Genomic DNA, 23,070 nt, shown 5'->3' with positions numbered 1-23,070 from the left:
TGAGATAATTAAGTAAAATGAATTTATCAAAACACAAAATATTCTTAGCAAACATATATTTTTTATTACTAACAACCCTTGTATTTTCTCAAGTTAAAGTTAGTAAAGAAGAAATATCTATTGTGGATGAAAGTGCACTTACAGTTAATGGTAAATTCTCAAGTGGCATAAACGGACGAACGTTTCAAAAAGACGCAATAATTTCACATAAAGGCTATCAATATATCGTGCACTACAACGATGAGCGTCGGGTTTGTGTAAGTAGAAGAAAGTTACCAAATGGAATATGGAATACTATTAAATTTTTAGATTATTATTTTAAAAGTAACGATTCACATAATTGTATTTCTATGGGTATATGTCCCAATGATGGTACCATACATTTAGCTTTCGATCATCATGGTGATACGCTTCATTACCGAGTATCTAAAAAAGGATTGGCTAATAATCCAGAAACGATGGTATGGGAGGCTTCGTCTTTTGGTCCAATTATATCTGAACTTGAAAAGGGTAGTCAAATTAAAATTACGTATCCAAAATTTTGGCAAACTCCAGATGGCAATCTTCAATTTAACTATCGTGTTCGTGGATCAGGCGATGGAGATCGTATGTTAGTAGATTATAATGCTAAAACCGGTAAATGGGAAAATACGCGTCAGATTGATAGTGCGAAAGGTGTTTTTAAAGATGAATTAGGAATTAGTAAATCAAGATGTTCATACCCTAACGGCTATAATTATGATAACGAAGGAAAGCTTCATGCTACTTGGACTTGGCGCGAAAATAGTCAAGGTGCTAATCATGATTTAATTTATGTTTATAGTGATGATGACGGTAATACTTGGAAAAATAATTCAGGAAAAATATTAGAAGAAATACCACATGTTAATTCACCAGATGTTGTCGTGCAATCTATACCACGTGTTTTGGGATTAATGAATGACCAAGGGCAAACCATAGATTCTAAAAATCGGGTGCATGTAGTTATGTATCATTGTACAGAAGAAACAATAACAAAAGCAGGTAGCTCTCTTGGTGCATCACGTTGGGGACCTGATGAAGCTAAACGATATCATCATTACTGGAGAGATACAACAGGGAACTGGCATCATTTCGAAATGAATTTAAAAGTTGGTAATCGCCCAAAAGTATTTACCGATAAACATGATAATTTAATCATGATTTATGCTGGAAATATAATAGGAGGTAAAAAAAGTTACAATCAAAATAAACGAGATTTGATTATAGCCACAGCAACTGCTAAAAACAATTGGAAAGATTGGAGTATAACACATATGGTTAAAGGTCCATTTATAAACGATATGTTAGGCGATTTTTATCGATGGAAAAACGAAAGAGTTTTATCAATAATGGTACAAAATGTACCAAAAGGAAAAAGAAAACAAAGTAACCTTAAAGTAGTTGATTTAACTTTTGACTATAAACCATAAACAATATATAATTTAACGACTATGAGTTCAAAATCATTTCTGTCAGTAATAATAACAATAGTTTTAGTCTCTGTTTTAACATCATGTAAAGGTGTTAAAACCAATGAAGCTATTTCAGAACATAAAAAACCAAACATCCTATTCATTGCAGTTGATGATTTACGTCCGGAACTCAATTTTTATGGTGCGAATCATATAAAATCACCAAACCTAAATAAACTAGCAGGGGAGAGTTTGGTGTTTAATCGTGCTTATTGTAATATTCCCGTGTGCGGTGCTTCTAGAGCAAGTTTAATGACAGGGGCTAGACCTACAAGAAAACGATTTATCAATGCGCATATTAAAAAAGATGAAGATTACCCAGAGGCTATCTCGTTGCCTATGTTATTAAAAAATGATGGGTATACTACCATATCAAATGGGAAAATTTATCATTATAAGAATGATGATGCTAAGGCTTGGGATGAGATTTGGCATCCAAATAGTTTATGGGATTATGCGTTACCAAAAAGTCAAGATATTAGGAAAAATACAAAGAGAGGTTTGCCTTTTGAAGCTGCCAAAGTTCATGATTCAGTTTACAGGGACGGAAAAACAGCATTGAAAGTGATAAATGATTTAAGAAAATTAAGAGCTTCAAATCAACCATTTTTTCTAACTATGGGTTTATCAAAACCACATTTGCCTTTTACTGCACCGAAAAAATATTGGGATTTATATAATAGAGATGAGATTGAACTTCCTGAGAGTTATGTGCAACCAAAAACAACTCCAAAACAAGCATTTCATAATTTTGGAGAATTGCGTCAATATGAAAACATACCAAAACGTGGTGACTTACCAGAAGCTTTGGCTAAAGAATTGATTCATGGCTACTACGCCTGTGTAAGCTATATAGATGCACAAATTGGTTTGGTTTTAGAGGAGTTAAAACGTTTAGAATTAGAGGATGAAACAATTGTCATTTTGTGGGGCGATCATGGTTGGAATTTAGGAGATCATAAACTATGGTGTAAACATGTAACTTTTGAAACTGCGCTGAAAACACCTTTGATAATCAAAGTTCCTGGAAAAACAAAAGGACAAAAAACAGAAGCCATTACCGAGTATATTGATATTTACCCAAGTTTAGCAGAACTGGTAGGATTAGATATTCCTAATACAGTTGAAGGTAAAAGCTTTGTACCTATTTTAAATGGACAGAAAAGCGAAAAAAACTGGGCTATAAGTAAATTTAAAGATGCCGTAACCTTAATAAAAGACGATTTGTTTTACACCGAATGGACAGATGATAAAGGTATTGCTTACGCTAGAATGTTGTTCGATCATAAAAAAGATCCATTAGAATTGGATAATTTGGCAGAAAAACCAGAATATCAAGGTAAGGTTCAAAAACTTTCGATAGAATTAAGAAATAAATGGGGTAAAGATTTTTTAAATAATTAAATTTCAAGTTGTAAATTTATACTGTTGAAAAACAATTATAACACTATCGATGGGTAAGTTGCTGAATATAAATAACTTATTGTAGGTTAATTAAAATATTATAAACTTTAAAAAAATATTAATGTTTTCAAAAATAAATATAAAAACAAGTTTAGTATTAATATGTTTGCTTTTTTGCTTACCCAATATTTATGCTCAAGTTACTTTATCTACAGATTTTACTGATAGTGCTAATAAAAAAGAACCTCTGCATAATATATGGTCTATAGCCAATAGAATTAGTCCAAAAAATGGTTCTAATATTCGTCCAGGATTAAAAATGAATATTGTTAGAATGATTGGTGGAATCAAAAAAACGGTCGATGGCAAAAATGTAAAAGATTTAGAATTTGATACGTGTTTATACGATTCTATCAATAATGTGTATGTATATAAATTTGAACGATTAACGGATAGAATAGATAAAATTCTCAACTCTCAAACAGAAATTCATCAAATTGTATTAGACCAACCTTCTTGGGCTTTTCAACACGGTTACACTTTTATTCCTGCAGGAACTAGAGATAACATCAATTTTAGAGAAGATGAACAAATATCTATTTATGGAAATTCTTTACCACCTGCCAATAAACAAGCATATCACGATTATATAAAAGCGTTAATGACGCATTTAGTAGCTACTTATGGTGAAGAAAAAGTATTGTCTTGGCGTTTTAGGGTGGGTTCAGAAATTGAAACTCCAGAGCATTGGTATGGAACCAAACAAGATTTTATCGAACATTTTGGAAATACTGAAAAAGCTGTAAGAGCCGCACTACCTAATGCTATCGTTGGTTTGCATACAAGAGCTCCAGATTTTTTATACAAAAATGGAACTGTTTTAAATTACAAAGGAGAACCATTTGCTTCTTTTGCTAAAGATTTAATAGAATATTGTGCAGATAATAATGTAAGATATGATTTTTGGGGAGTTTCTGACTACGTGGTTTTAGGTAGTGGTACTTTACGTAATATGAGCATTAAATATGATCATTTATTTGCTGATTTAGTAAATCATCCAAAATGGAATACCAATGCTATTATTGATTTAATGGAGTATGCTACAGTAACTACTATGAATGGTGCTGATGGCAAAGGATTTATAAACGCAGAAACTACCCATGCAGAAATTGTAGAATTATATTTTTCTAATATTTATTACAAAAATAAAGACAAAGGCTTAGATTTAGTGTACAGATGGGGTAATAAAACTGGTACTGTAGATCCTCCAGGAATTACTGTTTTAAATACAATGAATGGTAAAGATCACTATACAACAACTATTTCTGGAACTCCACAAACTTCAACCAATGATATTGATGCTATTTTTGCAAAAAAAGCAAATGCTACAGAATACGATGTATTACTCTATAATTATAACAATAGTTCTTTAACCTATAGAGATAGCGAAAATGTAAACGTTTCTTTTACATCAGAATTATCTGAGGGTACAACTCTGTATTACAGAAATATAGCTTACAGTAAAGACAATAACAAATTGCAGAATTTCTTAAAAGAAAATGCAGGTTTTGTAAAAAGTGGTTTTAATGATAGAGGTTCTCCTGATAGAATTCTAACAGAAGCTGGTTTGGCGGCTTATTTAGCTTATGAAAACCCAAACCCACATAAATATAGTAATTGGAAAAGTATTGTAACGACAGCACGTACAGATGGTAAGTCTGGTTCTTTAATTAGTTTGCAAACAGAAATTTCTTCTTTCGCTTTCGAAAAATTTGAGTTTAGAACCGAAGATTATTTTCAAACAACGATTGCCCCAGCAACTGTGGTTTGGACAACAACAGAAGATTTCTCTCCTTGGACAGCAGTAAGTTCTGGAATGACTGTAAATACAGATGATAATAAATTAACCTTAAATTATTCAAGCGGATTTGCACTTCCTATGGCTGCAATTACTGGTTTAAATATCAATTCAAATTTGTATGGTACTTTAAAATTAGTAGTTAAAAACAGTACAACAGCATCTAGTTTGCAAATGGCTGCAAATGTTCCAGGTACACAATTTGCTTCAGGCAGAAAGAAAATTACAATTCCTAATGACAATCAATGGCATACTATTAATGTAGATTTAACAAATTGGTCTCATTGGACAGGAACTATCAATGAATTTAAAGTTTATGAAAAAGTAAATTCTGGTAGTATGGTTTTTGATCGTATTGAATTTATACCTAAGGGAGATGTAGAAGTTTTTAATGTGACCATAAGTAAAGAGGGTAATGGTTTGCTAAATTATAAAAGCGGAACATCTTTTTCAGGTCAAAAATTTGAATTGAACGCAATTTCAGATCAAGGTTGGAAATTTCAAGGATGGACAGGAGATATTCAAAGTACTGAAAACCCTTTAACAATCACAGTTACGTCAAACCTAAACATTAAAGCGACTTTTATTCAAGAAAATCTTTCTATTGATAATAACAATTTAAAAAATAGCTTTGTGGTTTTTCCAAATCCAAGTGCAAGTGGTGTATTCACTATAAAAAATCATAACTCAGAAAATTGGGAAGTATATAGTGTAACAGGAGTAAAGTTATTGTCTGGTAAAGGAAATACGGTTGATATCTCAAATCTTTCTCAAGGATTATACATCATTAAAATAAAGGATAGTTTTAAAAAAATACTATATCCTTAATGCCAATTAAAGTATCATAGAAATTGTCTTGTAATATTTTATCTGCAATAAAAATTTAAAGAAATACAAAACTCAAATTGATGAGTTGAAATAGTTTTTACTTTAAAAAAAATGTAAATTGTGAGGCAAGTTCTAACTACACCTTTCAGCCTTATTTTGTAAATCAAAAAAAAGGTGTTAACAGAACTAAATAATATGGGTATTGTTGGTGGAAATGAGATTTATCATATTTTCAATACTAAACTATTTTTTAATAATTAAAAGATAAAATTAAAATGAAAAAATTATTACTTATTCCAACTATAATGTTGTTTTTAATGGCTTTTCAAACTAAAGACATTCAGAAAACACTTGAAGGTATCAATACAAGATTTAAAAACGTAGAAGTAAGCATTATCAATTGGCCAGAAGATTTACAGAAAAAATTAGGTAAACTCAAATCTTCTGCTTTTGTTGCACTACCAAGAAAAAAAACTACTAAAAAAATCCCATTACTGATAACATTACATGGTGGAGGAGGTAAAAAATGGAGTTTAGAGGAACAACTTTCTAGATCTGCTGTTGTTAAAGGGCTTTCGCTTGTAGAAAAGGCAGGAAAAGAATTGATGTTAGTAGAGCCAAATTCTTTTGAAAGTTGGAATCCAAAAACGTTAAATATTATGTTAGATTATATTCTTGAAATATATCCTCAAATAGATACAAACCGAATTTATGTGATGGGACATAGTATGGGAGGCAGTGGCACTTGGCGTTGGATTTTAGAATCGCCAGAAAGATTTGCAGCAGCATCCGTTAGTGGTACTAGAGGTTTTAAAGATACAGATGTTATTAACAAAATTATTAGTATACCAATGTGGGGCATGGTTGGTGGAGAAGATACCAAAAACGTTGCACCCGTTAAAAATATGGTGAATCGTTTAAGAGCCGCAGGTAACTCTAATGTTCGTTATACAGAATTTGAAGGTGCTAATCATGCAAAAGGGAATGCCAAAGTATTTAGTTCAGTGGAATGTGTAGATTGGATGCTTACGTTTTCGCTTAAAGATAAAAATTAAGAAACCTAAAGCGTTTTTAAGACTTCAAAACAGTATTAATGAATAATTCTAAAATAAATACAGCTCTGTGCTCTTTTGGAATGAGTGGAATTGTTTTTCACGCACCTTTCATAGAAGTTAACACTAATTTTAACTTATATGGAGTTCTTGAAAGAACTAAAAATGAAGCCGAAAAAAAATATCCAAAGATCAAAACATTTCGAAGTTTAGAGGATTTACTGGAGGATAAAACTATTGAGTTAGTAGTTGTAAATACCCCAAATATTACACATTTTGACTTTGCTAAAAAGGTAATTAATGCAGGAAAACATTTAATTGTAGAAAAACCATTTACTGCAACTGTTCATGAAGCTGAAGAATTAATTCAACTAGCAAGAGAGAAGAATTTGGTGCTTTCCGTTTTTCAAAACCGTAGATATGATAGTGATTTTAAAACAGTAAAAAAAATATTAGACAAAGGTTTACTTGGGGATATTGTAGATGCAGAAATTCATTATGATCGCTATGACCCCAATTTGAGTTATAAGGTTCATAAAGAAAAAAATACTGCTGCAGTAGGTAGTTTGTATGATCTAGGTGCACATTTAATAGATCAAGCAATAGTATTGTTTGGTATGCCAAATGTTGTTTATGCAGACTTAGATGCGTTTCGTCCAAATTCAAAAGTAATAGATTTTTTTGATGTGAAATTGTTTTATAAATCACATCGAGTAACTTTAAAATCTAGCTATTTTGTTCGAGAAGCTATGCCTGGAAATATTTTTCACGGAACAAAAGGAACTTTTATAAAATCCAAGGCAGATGTTCAAGAAAAAGAATTGATGGAAGGGAAAAAACCTGGTTTGTCTAATTGGGGAACAGAACCTGAATCAGAAGAAGGTTTATTGCATACGGAAAAAAATGGAGAAATTATTAAAGAAAAAGTATCTTCTCTACAAGGGAACTATATGGAATATTATGATGGAATTTATGATGCAATTAGAAATCATAAAACCGTTCCGGTTTCAGGAAATGATGGCTTGAATGTAATTAAAGTGATTGAAGCTGCTATGAAAAGTAACATTAAAAATAGAGGAATAGATTTGTAAAAAAAAATATTGGAATAACTACACAGGTAAAAAACTAAAATGAATAATTGATACAACGTGTTATTTTAATAAAAATCGCTTGAAACAGCTTTAATCACTCAGAAATGCATGACACTTCAGGACGCGTAAAATAATAAATAGAAGTAACTTAGCATAAGTTGACTACAATATTATAAACTTTAAAAAAATATTAATGTTTTCAAAAATAAATATAAAAACAAGTTTAGTATTAATATGTTTGCTTTTTTGCTTACCCAATATTTATGCTCAAGTTACTTTATCTACAGATTTTACTAATAGTGCTAATAAAAAAGAACCTTTGCATAATATATGGTCAGTAGCCAATAGAATTAGCCCCAAAAATGGTTCTAATATTCGTCCAGGAATAAAGATGAATATAGTTAGAATGATTGGAGGAATCAAAAAAACGGTCGATGGCAAAAATGTAAAAGATTTAGAATTTGATACGTGTTTATACGATTCTATCAATAACGTGTATGTCTATAAATTTGAGCGTTTAACTGATAGAATAGATAAAATTCTCAACTCTCAAACAGAAATTCATCAAATTGTATTAGACCAACCTTCTTGGGCTTTTCAACACGGTTACACTTTTATTCCTGCAGGAACTAGAGATAACGTCAATTTTAGAGAAGATGAACAAATATCTACTTATGGAAATTCTCTACCTCCAGCTGATAAACAAGCATATCACGATTATATAAAAGCGTTAATGACGCATTTAGTAGCTACTTATGGTGAAGAAAAAGTGTTGTCTTGGCGTTTTAGAGTTGGGTCTGAAATTGAAACTCCAGAGCATTGGTATGGAACCAAACAAGATTTTATTGAGCATTATGAAAATACTGAAAAAGCTGTAAGAGCCGTACTACCTAATGCTATCGTTGGTTTACATACAAGAGCTCCAGATTTTTTATACAAAAATGGAACTGTTTTAAATTACAAAGGAGAACCATTTGCTTCTTTTGCTAGTGGTTTGATAGAATATTGTGCTGATAATAGTGTAAGATATGATTTTTGGGGAGTGTCGAGTTATGTTGTTATCGGTAATAATGATTTGAGAAATATGAAAGGCAAATACGATAAATTATTTGCAGATTTGGTAGATCACCCCAAATGGAATTCCAATGCGACTATTGATTTAATGGAATACAACACAGTAACCACTATGAATGGTGCAGATGGTAAAGGAACGATACCGGCAGAAACTTCTCATGCAGAAATTGTAGAACTGTATTTTTCTAATATTTTTTATAAGAATAGAGATAAAGGTTTAGAGTTCGTCTACAGATGGAATAACAGAACAGGTTCTAAAGAAGCTCCTGCAATTAGTACCTTAAACTCAATGATTGGAAAAATTCATTATGCAACAACTATTTCTGGAACACCACAAACTTCTACAAATGATTTGGATGCTATTTTTGCAAGAAAAGAAAATGCTACAGATTATGATGTATTAATTTATAATTATAACAATAACTCTATAAGCTATAGAAATAGCGAAAATGTAAACGTCTCTTTCTCTACAGAATTGCCAGAAAACACAAACTTATATTACAGAAGTATTGCATATAGCAAAGACAATAATAAATTGCAGAATTTTTTAGATGATAATTCTGGATTAGGTTATGTAAAAAGTGGATTTGATGAAAAGGGAGATCCAAGTAGAATATTTACTGAAGTAGGTCTGGCTGCATATGAAGCTTATGAAAATCCAAACCCTCATAAATATACTGAGTGGAAAAGTATTGTAACTACTGCAAGAAATGACGGAAAATCAGGATCTATAATTACCATAAATACAGAAATCCCTTCTTTTGCTTTTGAAAAAATTGAAGTAAGAACATCTGATGTTTTAGCAACACAGTTAACCTTGCCACAATACAAATGGACAACAGATGAAGATTTTCAACAATTTTCAACATCCCAAATGACTTCTACAATTTCTGGAGATATAATTAAAATGTCTATTACAGGTAATTTTCCTAAACTTAGTTATGATACATCTATTAATGTAGATAATTTTGATAGCTTCAAGATTGATATTAAAAATGCAACTGATAGTGATATTTTTTGGTTTGTTTGGTATAAGGATGGAGTAAAAACTCAAAAACGTTTTCGACCTGGAATTAACGAAACATCCTTTGATACGTATACTGTAGATTTAAGCACAAGTTCAAGTTGGAATGGCATTATTGATTCTTTTAATGTTGAGGTTGCAAATAAATCAAGTTTAAACGGTACAGTTGAAATAAATAGTATGGAGTTATTACTTAAAGATGGAATTGAAGAACATACTATTACTACTAATATTGTTGAAGGTTTTGGTGTGGTTTCTCCTTCTGGAGGAAATGTTTTTACTGGAGATGAAGTTACGTTTGAAGCGAATCCTACAACAGGTTGGAACTTTCAAGGTTGGTCAGGAGATATTCAGAGTCTGGATAATCCATTAACAATTACTGTATCATCGGATTTAAATATAACAGCAAGATTTGTTGAGGAAAGTCTTTCTAATGTTGATAATAACTTAAAAAATAGCTTTGTCGTTTTTCCAAATCCAAGTTCAAAAGGAGTCTTTACAATAAAAACTGAAGTTCTTGAATATTGGGAAATATACAATTTAAACGGTGTTAAATTGCTTTCTGGAAAAGGAGGAATAATTGATGTTTCTAGTTTTTCAAAAGGATTGTATATCGTAAAACTAAATAATACTTTTAAAAAATTATTATACAATTAAAAAGTATAAAAGTAAAGTAACGTTTAAATGAAGAGAATATTTCAAATCTCAATTATCTGTTTTTTAACAGTGGTATTGTTTAATTGTAGTTCATCAAAGCTACAAAAAAAAGAAAGTAATCATAAAAAACCAAACATTGTATTCATTTTTGCAGATGATTTAGGTTGGGTTGATGTAAGTACAGGGAATACAAATAAGAATAACGGTTCTAAAATTTATGAAACGCCTGTAATCGATAAATTGGCATCTCAAGGAATGTCTTTTACAAATGCCTATACCAACCAAAATTGTGCGCCATCAAGAGCAGCATTAATTAGCGGACAATATGCAACAGGTATAGATAATCAGGTGTATAATGTAGGTTCTTTAAAAAGACAAGACAAAAGAACTAAAGGATATCCAAATGTACTTATTGAACCTCACAAGCAAAAAAAAGTAATTGCAGAAGATGGCATCAATATGTTTGATGTTCTAAAAACAAAAGGTTATCAAACTGCTTTAGTGGGTAAAAGTCACGGAACTCCACATCCTTTAGTAGGTGATTATGGTATAGATTTGCCAGCAGATATTCATCATATAATAGCAGCTCCTATTAACGGAAAAAGAACGAAAAAGTTTTATTTAGCCTTAAATTCTGATAAAAAAGGATGGACGTTTAATTCCGAGTTTGTAGATAAATATGCAAATCCTTATGATGATGAATACATCAATACAACTCTTAAGCCTTACCATTCTCAAGGAGATGTAGCCCTTTTAAAAGGTACACCAAAACATCTTACAGATGCCATTGGAGATTTTTCTGTAGATTATATCAAAGAAAAAGCAAATGACGAAAATCCTTTCTTTTTATATGTACCTTTTCACGCGGTACACACAAAAGTGACAGGTAGAAAAGATTTAACTGAAAAATATTTAAAAAGAGGTTTGAACCCTAGAGCAGCAGAATATGCATCAATGATTGAGTTGTTAGATCAAAATGTTGGAAAAATAAATAATGCCTTAAAAGATCCGAATGGCGATGGTAATTTTGCTGATGATATCACCAACAATACTATTTTCATTTTTTATTCTGATAATGGAGGATTAAGAGAAAATAATCCACTGAAAGGCAGAAAAGGAAATTTAACAGAAGGCGGTCTTAGAGTGCCTTTAATTTTCAGATATCCAAATGTGATAAAAGAAAATTCAGTAACCAATCAAGCCGTACATTGCATCGATTTTTTACCCACTTTAGCAGATTTAGCTGATGTAGATATTACCAAATTAAAAAAGAAAGATGGTAGTAAATCTAAATTTGATGGAGCTTCTTTTGCAAAAGTTTTAACAGGAGAAGCAAAAAGAATCTCAAGAAATAATTTGTTTTGGCATCTTCCAGGATATATGGATGAGCGTTTTTCGCCATCAACATTAATTCAAACAAGAGTAGGAGAAGAATATTTTAAGTTGTTTTATTTTTATGAAACTGAAGTATTTGAAATGTATAATATCACAAAAGATATTTCTGAAAAAAGAAATGTTTTAAAGAATCCTACATCCAAAGAAATGGAAATCGCTCTACAAATGAATGCAGATATGTTGGCATGGTTAAAAGCCAATAATGCGCCAACAGGAACTTGGGTAAAAAATGGAGAAAATGTACCTTTTCCAAAAAAGGATGGGGTAAAAACATATAAAAAATAAGTAGCAAAGACAATGAATAGACTAAACTTACTGTTATTTCCAATACTATGTATTTCAATTTTATTAGCGGCATGTTCTGGCGTAAGACAAACGGATGCAACGTCTAAAGTTATTTCTAAAACGAATACAGCACAAAGAAAGACGAATCAACCCAATCTAATTTTTTATTTAGCAGATGACCAAGATGTATATGATTATGGGTGTTATGGCAATGAAAAAGTAAATACTGCTGCAGTAGATCGTTTGGCAGCAGAAGGTATGTTATTTACCAATGCATTTACAGCACAGGCTATTTGTGCACCTAGTAGATCGCAACTTTTTACAGGAAATTATCCTGTTAAAAATGGTTGTTTTGCGAACCATACAGCTACAAGACCCAATATTGAAAGTGTAACTTCTAGAATGAAAAAATTGGGCTACGAAGTTGTTTTGGCTGGTAAAAGTCATGTAAAACCAGCGAGTGTATACCAGTGGGATAGAGAATGGGAACCAGTTCCTAAAAAGGGTGTGCCTAGAGATTATATTCCTTTAGATAGTATAGAAAGTTATTTCCAATCAACGAAAAAACCATTCTGTATGTTTATCACTTCAAAATACCCACATGGAAAGTATTTTGATGTTGAAAATCCGAAAGCAGAAGCTATTAAGTTTTTCCCATTTAATGAGGATAAAAAAAATGACAAAGCTTTTGTAAAAAAGAAAGCAGGGTATTACAGAAGTATTGAAGAAGATAACACACAAATAGAAGGTGTTTTAAAATTGGTAGATGAGTATTTAGGTGATAATACATTATTTATTTACAGTGCAGATCACGGGGTTTCAGGTAAATTTACGGTAAAAGATATTGGTTTAAAAGTGCCATTTGTAGTGCGTTGGCCAAAAGTAATAAAGCCAGGATCTACTTCAAATCAATTGATTCATTATACAGATGTCTTGCCAACCTTTATGAAAATTGCAGGAGGCGAATTATCTGGCGATATGGATGGTACTAGTTTTTTACCCATATTAGAAGGTAAAGATGCATCAGTAAACAAATATGTATATGGCGTAAGAACCAATCAGAATATATTAAATTCTGAAGTTTTTCCTTCTAGAATGATACGTAATACACGTTACAAGTACATACGAAACTTTAATTCAATTGAAGTTTTAGATAAAAATTTAACTGGAAAACCGAATGTAGATTATTTTATAAAACGTGGTGCTACTAAATTTAAAAATGAACCCTTAGAAGTGCTTTATGACTTAAAAAATGATCCTTTCGAACAAAATAATTTAGCAAATAACCCAGAATTACAAGTTATTAAAGAAGCTTTGAAAAAAGACTTATTTAGTTGGATGAAATCTCAAGGAGATATTTTAGATGGAACTATTGGTAATATGCCAATTATAACTCCAAAAGGTAAAAAAGGGTTTAAGCTAGACCAAGATACACCTAGAAGGAAAATTCCAGACTCTATAAAAAATACACTTACAAAAGACGATTACATCGTTATTAAACATTGGTAAAATTATGATAAAAAAACTTTCAATTTTCGCATTTAGTTTATCCTTTATTATTTTTTCGTGTAAAACTGAAAATAAAAAAGTAGCTAAAATTACAACTAAAAAACCAATGAATGTCTTGTTCATTGCTATAGATGATTTGCGTCCAGAACTGAATTTTTACGGAGCAAAACATGTAAAATCTCCAAACCTAGATAAATTAGCTAGTGAAAGTTTGGTGTTTAATAAAGCGTATTGTAATGTACCAGTTTGTGGTGCTTCAAGAGCTAGTTTATTAACAAGTATTTTACCTACAAAAAATCGTTTTATAGATTATAGAGCAAAGGCGCAAGAAGACGTGCCAAATGCAAAAACACTACCAAGTCTTTTTAAAGAAGCTGGTTATACTAGTATTTCAAACGGAAAGATTTTTCATTATAATAAAGATGTTCAGGAAGCAAGTTGGAGCGAAAACCCATGGATGCCAAAAGGAGGTCATCGTGTAAGTTATGATCCTACAACTAACAATGTAGTAATGAAATCTGGCAATGGGCGTGTGTATGAATCACCAGATGTATCAGATAGCAGTTATCCAGATTATAAAATAGCACAAAAAACAATAAGTGATTTACGTCGTTTTAAAAAATCAGGAGAATCTTTTTTCATGGCTTGCGGATTTTTTCGTCCTCATATGCCGTTTTATGCCCCAAAGAAATATTGGGATATGTATGATAGAGATTCCATAGAAATTGCAGACAATCGTCATTTACCTGAAAACGCGCCTAGTTTGTTAAGAGGTAGTGGCGAATTTAAGAGCTATAGTTTTGGTGATTATAAACCAAATACAAAAGCATTTCATAAAATGATGCGTCATGGGTATTATGCTTGTGTGAGTTACGTTGATCAAATGGTTGGAGATGTACTTAAAGAATTAGAAACGCTTGGTTTGGCAGAAAATACGATTGTAGTATTATGGGGCGATCACGGTTGGCATTTAGGAGAACATGAGTTTTGGGGAAAACACAATACCTTACATAATGCATTACAAGTTCCACTAATTGTAAAAGTACCTGGAAAAGCCAAAGGAGAACATACCAAAGCTATGGTAGAAAGTGTAGATATTTATCCTACTATTTGCGATTTAGCTAATATTAAAGTACCAGATTATATTATGGGAAAAAGTTTTACATCGGTTTTAGATGATCCTAAACAATCGTTTAGAGAAAATGTTTATGCACGATTTAAAAAGGCAGATGCTATTGTTAATCAGGATTTTACCTATTCTTTGTTTGAAAATGGTGAAGAAATGCTATATAACCGAAAATTAGACCCAGCAGAAAATAAGAATGTAGTTGCTGATACCAATTATAAAAAAGTACTTCAAGAAATGCGAAATGCTTTAAAAAGAAAACAAAAACAGGCAAGTAGTTATAAGTAAAACTTGTTAATTGTAATTGTTATTGTATTGAATTAAAAGCATTAGGATAATGAAAAATATTGACTGATTTTTTTTAATACAAGCTGAATTTAGAATACAGAATAATTTATATGAGAACCTTTTTTACATTAATTATTTCAAGTTTATTGCTAATTAATTGCAGTCAACTAAAACGAGTAAAAAAAATAGAAAAACAACAACCTATAGTTATTCAATTTATTATAGATGGATTAATGAAAGACGCTGTAGAAACAGCAATTAAAGCGGGTGCAGAAAATTTAAGATATTTTAGAAATAACGGAGTTGTTGTAGAAGATGCATACTCAAATAGCCCTGTTGGGAGAGTTAAATTACCAGATGGCAGTGAACCTTGGAGAGGAGCATCTCCACCAAATATTGGAATGCATACAGGAACTCATGTTTTTGAGTCACAAAATCTAGATGATATATTTTTATCTGCAAAACGAAAAGGAATTAAATCTGTTTATGTAGGAGGACATACATTGTATGATGTTTTTACAACTGCAGATACCCATTATGCAGCTATTATGTCCGATCAAAAAGTTGTTGAATTAGGGATGAAACATATTAAGCAAGATGGTGCAAGGTTAGTACGCTTGCATTTACAAGAAATTAGAAGTTCTTGGAAAGGTCCTGAAGGGAAAACAAATCCAGATTCAATGTATATTAAAGCCATTTTAAATGCAGATGCTCAGTTAGCAAAGTTAGTTACCTTTTTAAAAAAAGAAGGTTTGTGGAAAAATTCTTTTTTTATTATTTCTGCAGACCATGGAATGGGAACTTTAAGAAAAAGTAATCACCTTTCTGAGCAATTATCTTCATGGCAAATTTATATGAATTTTTACGGGAATGGTGTAAAAAAAGGAGCAACTATTCCATATGCTGAATCTCCAGATATAGCGATATTGACAAATTATTTTATGAATTTACCTAAATTAAAAGGTTATACTTCTAGAATTGATTATCTTAAACAAACAAGTACCACAGGTGTTTTTTTAAAAAATATATTTGAAGGAAATTCTAAAGATATAAATCATCCAAAATGGATAAAAAAATATTTAGAAGATAACAAAAAATCACCTCCTAACAATTATTTGCATTATAGAGAAGCAATGATAAAGTATATCAACGATTAAATTTTGAAGAATGAAATTAAAAAGTATTTTATTGTTTTCTTTTATGTTATTAGGGTTAAAAACCTATTGCCAAAAATTTGAACGCCCTTTTATTTTAGTAAAAGCTTCAGATAGATCAGTAATTTTAGATAAAATACAAACAAAATCTTGGGCGAAAAAGATTCATGAAAATTTAAAAATAAAGACAGATATAGAGGTTAATAAGTTCAATCGAAACCCCAAAGCATATCTTAAAAAATTACCTTTTAACTGGAGTGAGACTTCAAACAATAGTTTTCCTCCGTTTTATAAAACAGACCATGTAGAAAAAGGAAAACATAGAAATTTAGACAATGCTACCGATAAAGAATGGAAACCTGCAGCATTACTAATTAAATATTTACAAATTGCCTTAGATTGTGGTACTATGTACTATATAACCCAAGATGAGAAATACGCTTATATGGCAAGTAGTATTTTATACTCTTTTGTAAAATCTGTACAGAAATCTAAACTTTCAGATTGGCACGGTAGAGGAGGTTGGTTGTTTCCTTATGATGGTTTTAGAGAAGTTCGTGTAATTGGGTATAAAGTTCCATTAATTTATGATTTCATAGCTACATACCTTAAAAAAGGAAGCAATGCTTTTGATATTGTTCAAAATCAAAAAGTATCTTTTCCTATTGATGAACTTCAAAACGTTTGTAGAACGTATGCAGATATCACTATAAATTATGGGCAAACTGGCTCCAATCATTCAGTTTTAGAAGCACCTAATTTGGTCTACAATGCCTTGGCAATGGATGATGAAGAAGAGCGTGAAAAATTATTGTCCTACTTTTTAACAGAAAACACAAAAAATCAAGATGCTTTGCCAATTATGGCAAAAAATTATAAAAATCAAGGTGATATTTGGCCAGAAACTTCACAGTATTTAAATCATTCCACAGAAATTTTAGCCAAGTTGTTATTGGTGATTAATAAATATAATCCATCATTAAAATTAGGAGCTAAATATCCAAATATCTTATTTGCACTACCAAGGTTGGATGATTTGGTCTATCCAAATAATGAAATTATACGTTGGGGAGATGGTCATAGAAGACAACATGGTTCTTATCAGGCTTACGAAAATGCTTATGTTTTGGCTAAGATGGATAGCTTAAAGTATTTACAAGATAAATTTGCTCCACTGTTAAAGAATGCACTAGATAAAGGAAAATATTCAAGAAAAAATATAGAGGCCTTATTTTGGTATGATGATGCCATTTATGGAGAATCTAACAAAATTAAGCTACCAAGAACAGATAGGGTTTATCATGCAGGTATTGTATTGCAAAGAAATGTAAGTAGTACTGGTAATGCAAAAGATGGATTGATGGGTTTTGTAGGAGGTGCACATATGGTGCATGGGCATGCAGAAGGTATGAATATTGAATTGTATGGAGAAGGGCAAGTTTTAGGTGTAGATCATGGGAGAAAGAAATATGGAAAAGATTTACACGAAAATTATTCTAGAATTTATGCAGCACACAATACTGTAATTGTAAACGGAAGTTCGCAAGGAGAAGGTGGTTGGGTAAATTTAGGTATCAATAGTGTTGAACTAATTGCTATGGAACCTAAAGTTGGCGGAAAAGGAGTGTCTCCTTACCATTCTTTTAGTCAAACAAGTTTTAAAGATGATAAAGGAGAAAAAGCAGAAGCCATTCAAGAAAGAACGTTAGGTTTAATAAGAACATCTCCAACCACAGGATATTATGTAGATGTTTTTCGCTCTAAATCGGACTTGCCAAATGAATATCATGATTATCTTTATCATAATATAGGAGATAAGTTGATTTTTGATAATAAAGATTTAGTGTTTGAGAAAACACCAAATCGATACATGGCAAATGCAAATAAGAAATGGGTGCATAATAAACAATATAGGAACCCAGGTTGGCACTTTTTTAAGGATGTGCAAACTTCTAAGACCTATAAAAAAGATGTGGTTGCAACTTTTCATACTAAAAAATTAAAAGGCAATTCGGTTTTTATGCAATTACATATTCCAGGTTTTTTAAATAGAACGTATACCAAAGTAAAAGCGCCCATTACTTTTGAAGCACCAAAACCATATCATAAATTACCAACACCAACTTTAGTGGTTAGAAAAAAAGGAGAAGCTTGGGAAAATCCATTTGTAGTGGTGTATGAACCTTATCATAAAAAAGAAAAACCAACCATTCAATCTGTTGCTAAGTTAGAGCAAGATGGTGTTTACAAAGGATTAGAAATCGTAAGTAAAACGCCAAAGGAACAGTTGACTCAATATGTAATTACGCAATCTAAAAACCAAGTATTTCAAAATGACGAAATTTATTTTAAAGGATCTTATGCGGTCATCTCTTTAGATAAAAATAAAACATTAAAAAGTATTTATGTAGGAGAAGGAGAAGAAATACGTTTTAAGAAGAAAATCTTCGAAATAGATCGCAAGACAAACAGCTTGTATATTGATTTTTCTAAATAATAGCATTTGTAAAACCTTATGAAACTCTATTTAAAAATTGTAATTGTTAGCTGTATTTATTTTTTTAGCTGTGCACCAAATGTTATTACAAAAAGTGAAATAGTATCAACAGAAAATTTACCTTCTGCAAGACACGAGTGTGGTTTTGTAGCAGTAAATGGGTTGTTGTATCTTATTGGTGGAAGAAAAATTAAACCCATAGATATTTTTAATAAAAAAACAAACAGTTGGAAACAAGGCTCTAAGCCACCTGTTGAAATTCATCATTTTCAAGCAGTAACTTATAACAATGATATTTATATTATTGGGGCAATGACGGGAAAATATCCACATGAAAAACCTTTAGATAAAATATTAATTTATCAAACAAAAAGTAACCAATGGATTTGGGGAAATACCATCCCAGAAACTAGAAGAAGGGGTTCTGCAGGAGTGGTAGTAAAAGGTGATTTTGCTTATGTACTATGCGGAATAACAGATGGTCATTGGACTGGACATGTTTCGTGGATGGATACATACAATTTTAAAACAGGCGAATGGTCTACTCTAAAAGACGCGCCAAGACCAAGAGATCATTTTCATGCAGCTATTCATCAAAATAAAATTTATTGTGCTAGTGGTAGAAATTCATCAGCAAAAACAAATCAAACGTTTAATTTAACTATTGCAGAAATTGATGTTTTTGATATTGAAAAGAACCAATGGGTTACTTTACCAGAATCTTTAAACATTCCTACAAAAAGAGCTGGTGCTTCCTGTATTATACGTAACGGAAATTTGTTTGTTATTGGGGGTGAAAGTGCTAGTCAAAAAACGGCACACGATCAAATTGAAATATTGGATTTATCGACAAATAAATGGAGTAGTTCTATTCAATTAAAAAGAGGAAGACATGGAACTCAATCTGTGCTTTTCAATAATAAAATATATATTGCAGCTGGTAGTGGAAATAGGGGAGGAAAACCTGAATTATCTTCACTAGAAATATTACACTAAATCAAATTTTATGAAAATCAATTTTAAAAATTATATAGCATCAATTTTTATAACTGTTTTAATGGTGTCTATTTTCTCCTCTTGTACTGAAACAAAAGAAGAAGTAACCTTACTTTTTGTAGGAAGTTTTACAGATAAAAAAACAGGAGAAGGAATTCATGTTTATGAATTTGACACCGAAACAGGAAAATCTACTTTAAAACATACTATAGATAGTATTACAAATACCTCTTTTCAACGATTATCTCCTAATGGCGAATATTTATATTCGGTAGTAGATAGCCAAAAGAAATATAATGGAAAAGTAGCTGCGTTTAAAGTTGATGTTCCTAATAAAAAAATAGATCTATTAAATATACAAGATTGTGGAGGATTAAATCCTGCACACTTAGCTATTGATAGTTCAGGGAATTATTTAGTAAACTCTAATTATTCTGATGGTAGTTTAAGTCTTTTTAAGATAAATAACGATGGTAGTTTGTCAGAAAACAGTCAAGTATTACAGTTTAAAGACAGTAGTATTATTAAAAGTAGGCAAAGAGCATCTCATATGCATTCTGCTAATTTTTCTCCAGATAATAACTATGTTTTTGCCCATGATTTGGGAGCAGATAAAATTAGAGGATTTGAGCTTGTAAAAAAACAGGGAAAAGTTTCTTTAGAAAACCCTAAAGAAATTAAAACAAAACCAGGAAGTGGTCCAAGGCATTTTGCGTTTCATCCTAATGGGAGATTTGGGTATTTGGTAAATGAATTGAGTGGTAAAATAGATGCGTATACATATAGTAACGGAAATTTAGGTTTTATAGAAGATTATCTTACATATCAGCAAAAACAACATATTTACAGAACAGCAGATATTCACATTTCTCCAGATGGTAAGTTTTTGTATGCTTCAAACCGTGGTCCAGAAGAAGATACTATTGTTATTTTTTCTGTTGATGAGAATAGTGGAAAATTACAATTGGTTGGTCACCAGTCAACTTATGGAGAGCATCCAAGAAATTTTGGAATAGATCCTTCAGGAAATTTTCTTTTGGTAGCTAATATGTATACAAATACTATTGTGGTTTTTAAGAGAGATATAGTGTCTGGTAAGTTAACAAAGTTGCCTTTTGATATTAGTGTAAAAAACCCGTCTAGTATTCAAATGAAAACCTACTAAAGAGATTGCCTATCGATAAAATTAAAAGGGACTTTTACAATTCCTTTAGTTTTATTCAAAATCATTTCTGCAGCAGTTTCCCCCATTACTTTAAAATCTGTAGAAATAACGGTAATTCCTAGTAATTCTTTTAAAGGAGTTTCATTGTAGGATATGATTCCAACTTCTTCTCCTAAAACAAATTCATCTTCTCTGACTTGTTTTGCTAAGTTTACCAAATCTTGCTCTTCTATGGTTATAAATAAATCTCCCTTTTTTAAAATCATATCTTCATAGATTTTATCAATAATTTCAAAATCTAATTTGTGCTCAATACAAAACTTCCTAAACCCATGTAAAATCCTTTTAGGGTAAGGATATACAGATTTATTAGGATATACTAAAATAATTTTTTTATATTTTTTTATTTTTTCTAACCCTTCATTTAAGGCATTGTAAATGTCATTTTCAAAATCTTGATAAATTTGTGCTACAGAGTTACTAAAGCTAGGTTTTACATTGTCTAAAATAATTAATTTATCTTTCGGTATTAATTTTATAGCCTTCATAACTTTTTCTGGTAAAGTAATATGATTTAAATCATCAGCTTTAAAGTGAGGCATAATGATAAAATAATCATAAGCTCCTCTGTTTTTTTCTAACAAATTTAAAAATAAGGTCTCATCGCAATGATATATGTGTAGATCCGTATGAGAATTAGCACCAATTTTATCAATAAAATGATTGTAAGTTTTTAGTTTGTAAGAACTTAATTTATTCACTAAAAACAGTATGTTTACCTTAGATATTAATTTAGTTCTTGAAATATAAAATCCTTTTCCTCTAATAGAGGTTATAATTTTACGTTCTTTTAAAATACTATATGCTTTTTCTACCGTATCTCGAGATAAATAAAACTCCTCACTGAACATGTTTATGGACGGAATTTTTTGATCCATAACAAGGTTGCCTTGAGAAATATTATGAATAATAGAATCAATTATTTGTTGATACTTAGGTACCCTAGAGTTTTCATCTATCTTTATAAGTTTCATCATATCCATGCATCTATTAATTTAATCTATTAAAAATAGAAATTTATTCTTAATAAAAGCATAAATAGTGTTGATTTTTTGTGATTTTAAAGAGAATTTCTATGAATGAAACTAAAAGGTACTTTTACAGTTCCCGTTTCACAGTTTAAAATCATTCTAGAGGTTGTTGTTCCCATATACTTAAAATCTGTTGAAATCACAGAAATTCCAAGCAATGCTTTCAAAGGAGTGTCATTGTATGATATGACTCCAATATTAGAACCTAAAGAAAACTCTTGTTCTTTTATTTGATGCATTAAGCTTATTAAATCGTCTTCTTCTATGGTAATAAATAAATCACCTTTTAAAATAATCATATCATCATAAACCCTGTCTAAAACATCAAAATCTAAATTATGCTCTCCGCAAAATTTTATAAATCCTTTTTTTATTCTTTTTGGGTAAGGGTAAACAGTTGCTTCTGGATATATCAGAATTATTTTTTTATATTTTGATATTTTTTTAATTCCTTTTTTAAGAGCATTGTATATATCGTTTTCATAATCCTCATAAACGGTAATGATATTGTCTTTTATAGGGATGTTTTTATTATCCATTATGATGAGTTTTTCCTTAGGTATTTTACTAATTGCAGAAGAAATAGCATTAGTAGTGCTTGTGTGTTGTAGTTTGTCAGTTTTAAAATGGGGCATGATGATATAGTAATCATAAGCCTTCTTGTGCTTATTTAACAAGTTTAAAAATAAAGATTCATCGCAATGATAAATGTGAAGATCAACATGAGAGTTTGGACCAATACTTTTTATAAAAGAATTGTAAATTTCCATTTTGTACCAACTCAGCTTGTTTATAAGAAACAAAATATTAACCTTAGATATTAACTTAGTTCTAGAAATATAAAACCCTTTTCCTCTAATAGCTCTTATTACTTTGCGCTCTTTAAGAATACCATAAGCTTTTTCTACAGTATCTCTAGAAAGATAAAATTCTTCGCTCAATTTATTTATTGAAGGTATTTTCTGATCCATGCTTAATTTTCCAATAGAAATATTATGGACAACAGAATCTACAATTTGTTGGTATTTAGGTACCCTCGAGTTTTTATCTATTTTTAATAGTTTCGAAATATTCATGATATCG

General features: G+C 30.7%; 15 protein-coding genes. 13 read left to right on the top strand and 2 right to left on the bottom strand.

Features of this window, described 5'->3' with window-relative positions; genetic code table 11:
• Positions 1 to 17 precede the first annotated feature (17 nt).
• The 13 genes from DIS07_RS02110 (at position 18) to DIS07_RS02050 (ending at position 20,896) form a co-directional block, all read left to right on the top strand.
• On the top strand, positions 18 to 1,451 hold the full coding sequence (locus tag DIS07_RS02110) for a BNR repeat-containing protein (protein ID WP_109403561.1): 1,434 nt from the start codon (positions 18 to 20) through the stop codon (positions 1,449 to 1,451).
• Positions 1,452 to 1,472: 21 nt separating this feature from the next.
• Positions 1,473 to 2,897 carry a sulfatase gene (locus DIS07_RS02105; RefSeq protein ID WP_109403560.1) on the top strand — a complete coding sequence of 475 codons (1,425 nt, stop codon included), beginning with the start codon at positions 1,473 to 1,475 and terminating at the stop codon, positions 2,895 to 2,897.
• 121 nt (positions 2,898 to 3,018) lie between these two features.
• Positions 3,019 to 5,583 (top strand): GH39 family glycosyl hydrolase, encoded by a 2,565-nt coding sequence (locus DIS07_RS02100; RefSeq protein WP_109403559.1) that lies wholly within the window; start codon positions 3,019 to 3,021, stop codon positions 5,581 to 5,583.
• A 275-nt stretch (positions 5,584 to 5,858) separates the two neighbouring features.
• The gene (locus tag DIS07_RS02095) at positions 5,859 to 6,638 is read left to right on the top strand and encodes a carboxylesterase family protein (protein WP_109403558.1); all 780 of its coding nucleotides are present in this window, start codon (positions 5,859 to 5,861) and stop codon (positions 6,636 to 6,638) included.
• Positions 6,639 to 6,676: 38 nt separating this feature from the next.
• Complete coding sequence (locus DIS07_RS02090) at positions 6,677 to 7,726, top strand: Gfo/Idh/MocA family oxidoreductase (protein WP_109403557.1); 1,050 nt, start codon at positions 6,677 to 6,679, stop codon at positions 7,724 to 7,726.
• 193 nt (positions 7,727 to 7,919) lie between these two features.
• Entirely contained in the window at positions 7,920 to 10,481 is a 2,562-nt protein-coding gene (locus DIS07_RS02085; protein ID WP_109403556.1) for a T9SS type A sorting domain-containing protein, read from the top strand.
• A 27-nt stretch (positions 10,482 to 10,508) separates the two neighbouring features.
• Positions 10,509 to 12,161: a sulfatase-like hydrolase/transferase gene (locus tag DIS07_RS02080; protein ID WP_109403555.1), complete on the top strand. Its 1,653-nt coding sequence runs from the start codon at positions 10,509 to 10,511 to the stop codon at positions 12,159 to 12,161.
• A 12-nt stretch (positions 12,162 to 12,173) separates the two neighbouring features.
• Positions 12,174 to 13,670, top strand: coding sequence for a sulfatase family protein (locus tag DIS07_RS02075; protein WP_109403554.1), 1,497 nt, complete (start codon positions 12,174 to 12,176; stop codon positions 13,668 to 13,670).
• 4 nt (positions 13,671 to 13,674) lie between these two features.
• Positions 13,675 to 15,084 carry a sulfatase gene (locus DIS07_RS02070; RefSeq protein WP_109403553.1) on the top strand — a complete coding sequence of 470 codons (1,410 nt, stop codon included), beginning with the start codon at positions 13,675 to 13,677 and terminating at the stop codon, positions 15,082 to 15,084.
• A 110-nt stretch (positions 15,085 to 15,194) separates the two neighbouring features.
• Complete coding sequence (locus DIS07_RS02065; RefSeq protein WP_109403552.1) at positions 15,195 to 16,241, top strand: alkaline phosphatase family protein; 1,047 nt, start codon at positions 15,195 to 15,197, stop codon at positions 16,239 to 16,241.
• Between the two features lie 10 nt (positions 16,242 to 16,251).
• Positions 16,252 to 18,735 carry a heparinase II/III domain-containing protein gene (locus tag DIS07_RS02060; RefSeq protein WP_109403551.1) on the top strand — a complete coding sequence of 828 codons (2,484 nt, stop codon included), beginning with the start codon at positions 16,252 to 16,254 and terminating at the stop codon, positions 18,733 to 18,735.
• Positions 18,736 to 18,753: 18 nt separating this feature from the next.
• A complete protein-coding gene (locus tag DIS07_RS02055) occupies positions 18,754 to 19,731 on the top strand; it encodes a Kelch repeat-containing protein (protein WP_109403550.1) in 978 nt (325 codons plus the stop codon).
• Positions 19,732 to 19,741: 10 nt separating this feature from the next.
• Positions 19,742 to 20,896, top strand: coding sequence for a lactonase family protein (locus tag DIS07_RS02050; protein ID WP_109403549.1), 1,155 nt, complete (start codon positions 19,742 to 19,744; stop codon positions 20,894 to 20,896).
• Here the strand turns inward: DIS07_RS02050 and DIS07_RS02045 are convergent.
• Both DIS07_RS02045 and DIS07_RS02040 read right to left on the bottom strand, forming a co-directional pair.
• Positions 20,893 to 21,933 carry a GntR family transcriptional regulator gene (locus tag DIS07_RS02045; protein WP_109403846.1) on the bottom strand — a complete coding sequence of 347 codons (1,041 nt, stop codon included), beginning with the start codon at positions 21,931 to 21,933 and terminating at the stop codon, positions 20,893 to 20,895. The two genes, DIS07_RS02050 and DIS07_RS02045, sit on opposite strands and share 4 nt — an antisense overlap.
• Before the next feature lie 83 nt (positions 21,934 to 22,016).
• Positions 22,017 to 23,063 carry a GntR family transcriptional regulator gene (locus tag DIS07_RS02040; protein ID WP_181374506.1) on the bottom strand — a complete coding sequence of 349 codons (1,047 nt, stop codon included), beginning with the start codon at positions 23,061 to 23,063 and terminating at the stop codon, positions 22,017 to 22,019.
• Between the last annotated feature and the right edge of the window lie 7 nt (positions 23,064 to 23,070).

This window comes from Polaribacter aquimarinus (genome assembly GCF_003129485.1).
GTDB classification, from domain to species: domain Bacteria; phylum Bacteroidota; class Bacteroidia; order Flavobacteriales; family Flavobacteriaceae; genus Polaribacter; species Polaribacter aquimarinus.
The sequence above is the reverse complement of the archived record's forward strand: the minus strand, read 5'-3'. Positions and strand labels throughout refer to the sequence as shown.

Bases quoted from the DNA above. Each gene is read 5' to 3' on its own strand.
- DIS07_RS02110 (WP_109403561.1), top strand. From the start codon at position 18: ATGAATTTATCAAAACACAAAATATTCTTAGCAAACATATATTTTTTA.
- DIS07_RS02105 (WP_109403560.1), top strand. From the start codon at position 1,473: ATGAGTTCAAAATCATTTCTGTCAGTAATAATAACAATAGTTTTAGTC.
- DIS07_RS02100 (WP_109403559.1), top strand. From the start codon at position 3,019: ATGTTTTCAAAAATAAATATAAAAACAAGTTTAGTATTAATATGTTTG.
- DIS07_RS02095 (WP_109403558.1), top strand. From the start codon at position 5,859: ATGAAAAAATTATTACTTATTCCAACTATAATGTTGTTTTTAATGGCT.
- DIS07_RS02090 (WP_109403557.1), top strand. From the start codon at position 6,677: ATGAATAATTCTAAAATAAATACAGCTCTGTGCTCTTTTGGAATGAGT.
- DIS07_RS02085 (WP_109403556.1), top strand. From the start codon at position 7,920: ATGTTTTCAAAAATAAATATAAAAACAAGTTTAGTATTAATATGTTTG.
- DIS07_RS02080 (WP_109403555.1), top strand. From the start codon at position 10,509: ATGAAGAGAATATTTCAAATCTCAATTATCTGTTTTTTAACAGTGGTA.
- DIS07_RS02075 (WP_109403554.1), top strand. From the start codon at position 12,174: ATGAATAGACTAAACTTACTGTTATTTCCAATACTATGTATTTCAATT.
- DIS07_RS02070 (WP_109403553.1), top strand. From the start codon at position 13,675: ATGATAAAAAAACTTTCAATTTTCGCATTTAGTTTATCCTTTATTATT.
- DIS07_RS02065 (WP_109403552.1), top strand. From the start codon at position 15,195: ATGAGAACCTTTTTTACATTAATTATTTCAAGTTTATTGCTAATTAAT.
- DIS07_RS02060 (WP_109403551.1), top strand. From the start codon at position 16,252: ATGAAATTAAAAAGTATTTTATTGTTTTCTTTTATGTTATTAGGGTTA.
- DIS07_RS02055 (WP_109403550.1), top strand. From the start codon at position 18,754: ATGAAACTCTATTTAAAAATTGTAATTGTTAGCTGTATTTATTTTTTT.
- DIS07_RS02050 (WP_109403549.1), top strand. From the start codon at position 19,742: ATGAAAATCAATTTTAAAAATTATATAGCATCAATTTTTATAACTGTT.
- DIS07_RS02045 (WP_109403846.1), bottom strand. From the start codon at position 21,933: ATGATGAAACTTATAAAGATAGATGAAAACTCTAGGGTACCTAAGTAT.
- DIS07_RS02040 (WP_181374506.1), bottom strand. From the start codon at position 23,063: ATGAATATTTCGAAACTATTAAAAATAGATAAAAACTCGAGGGTACCT.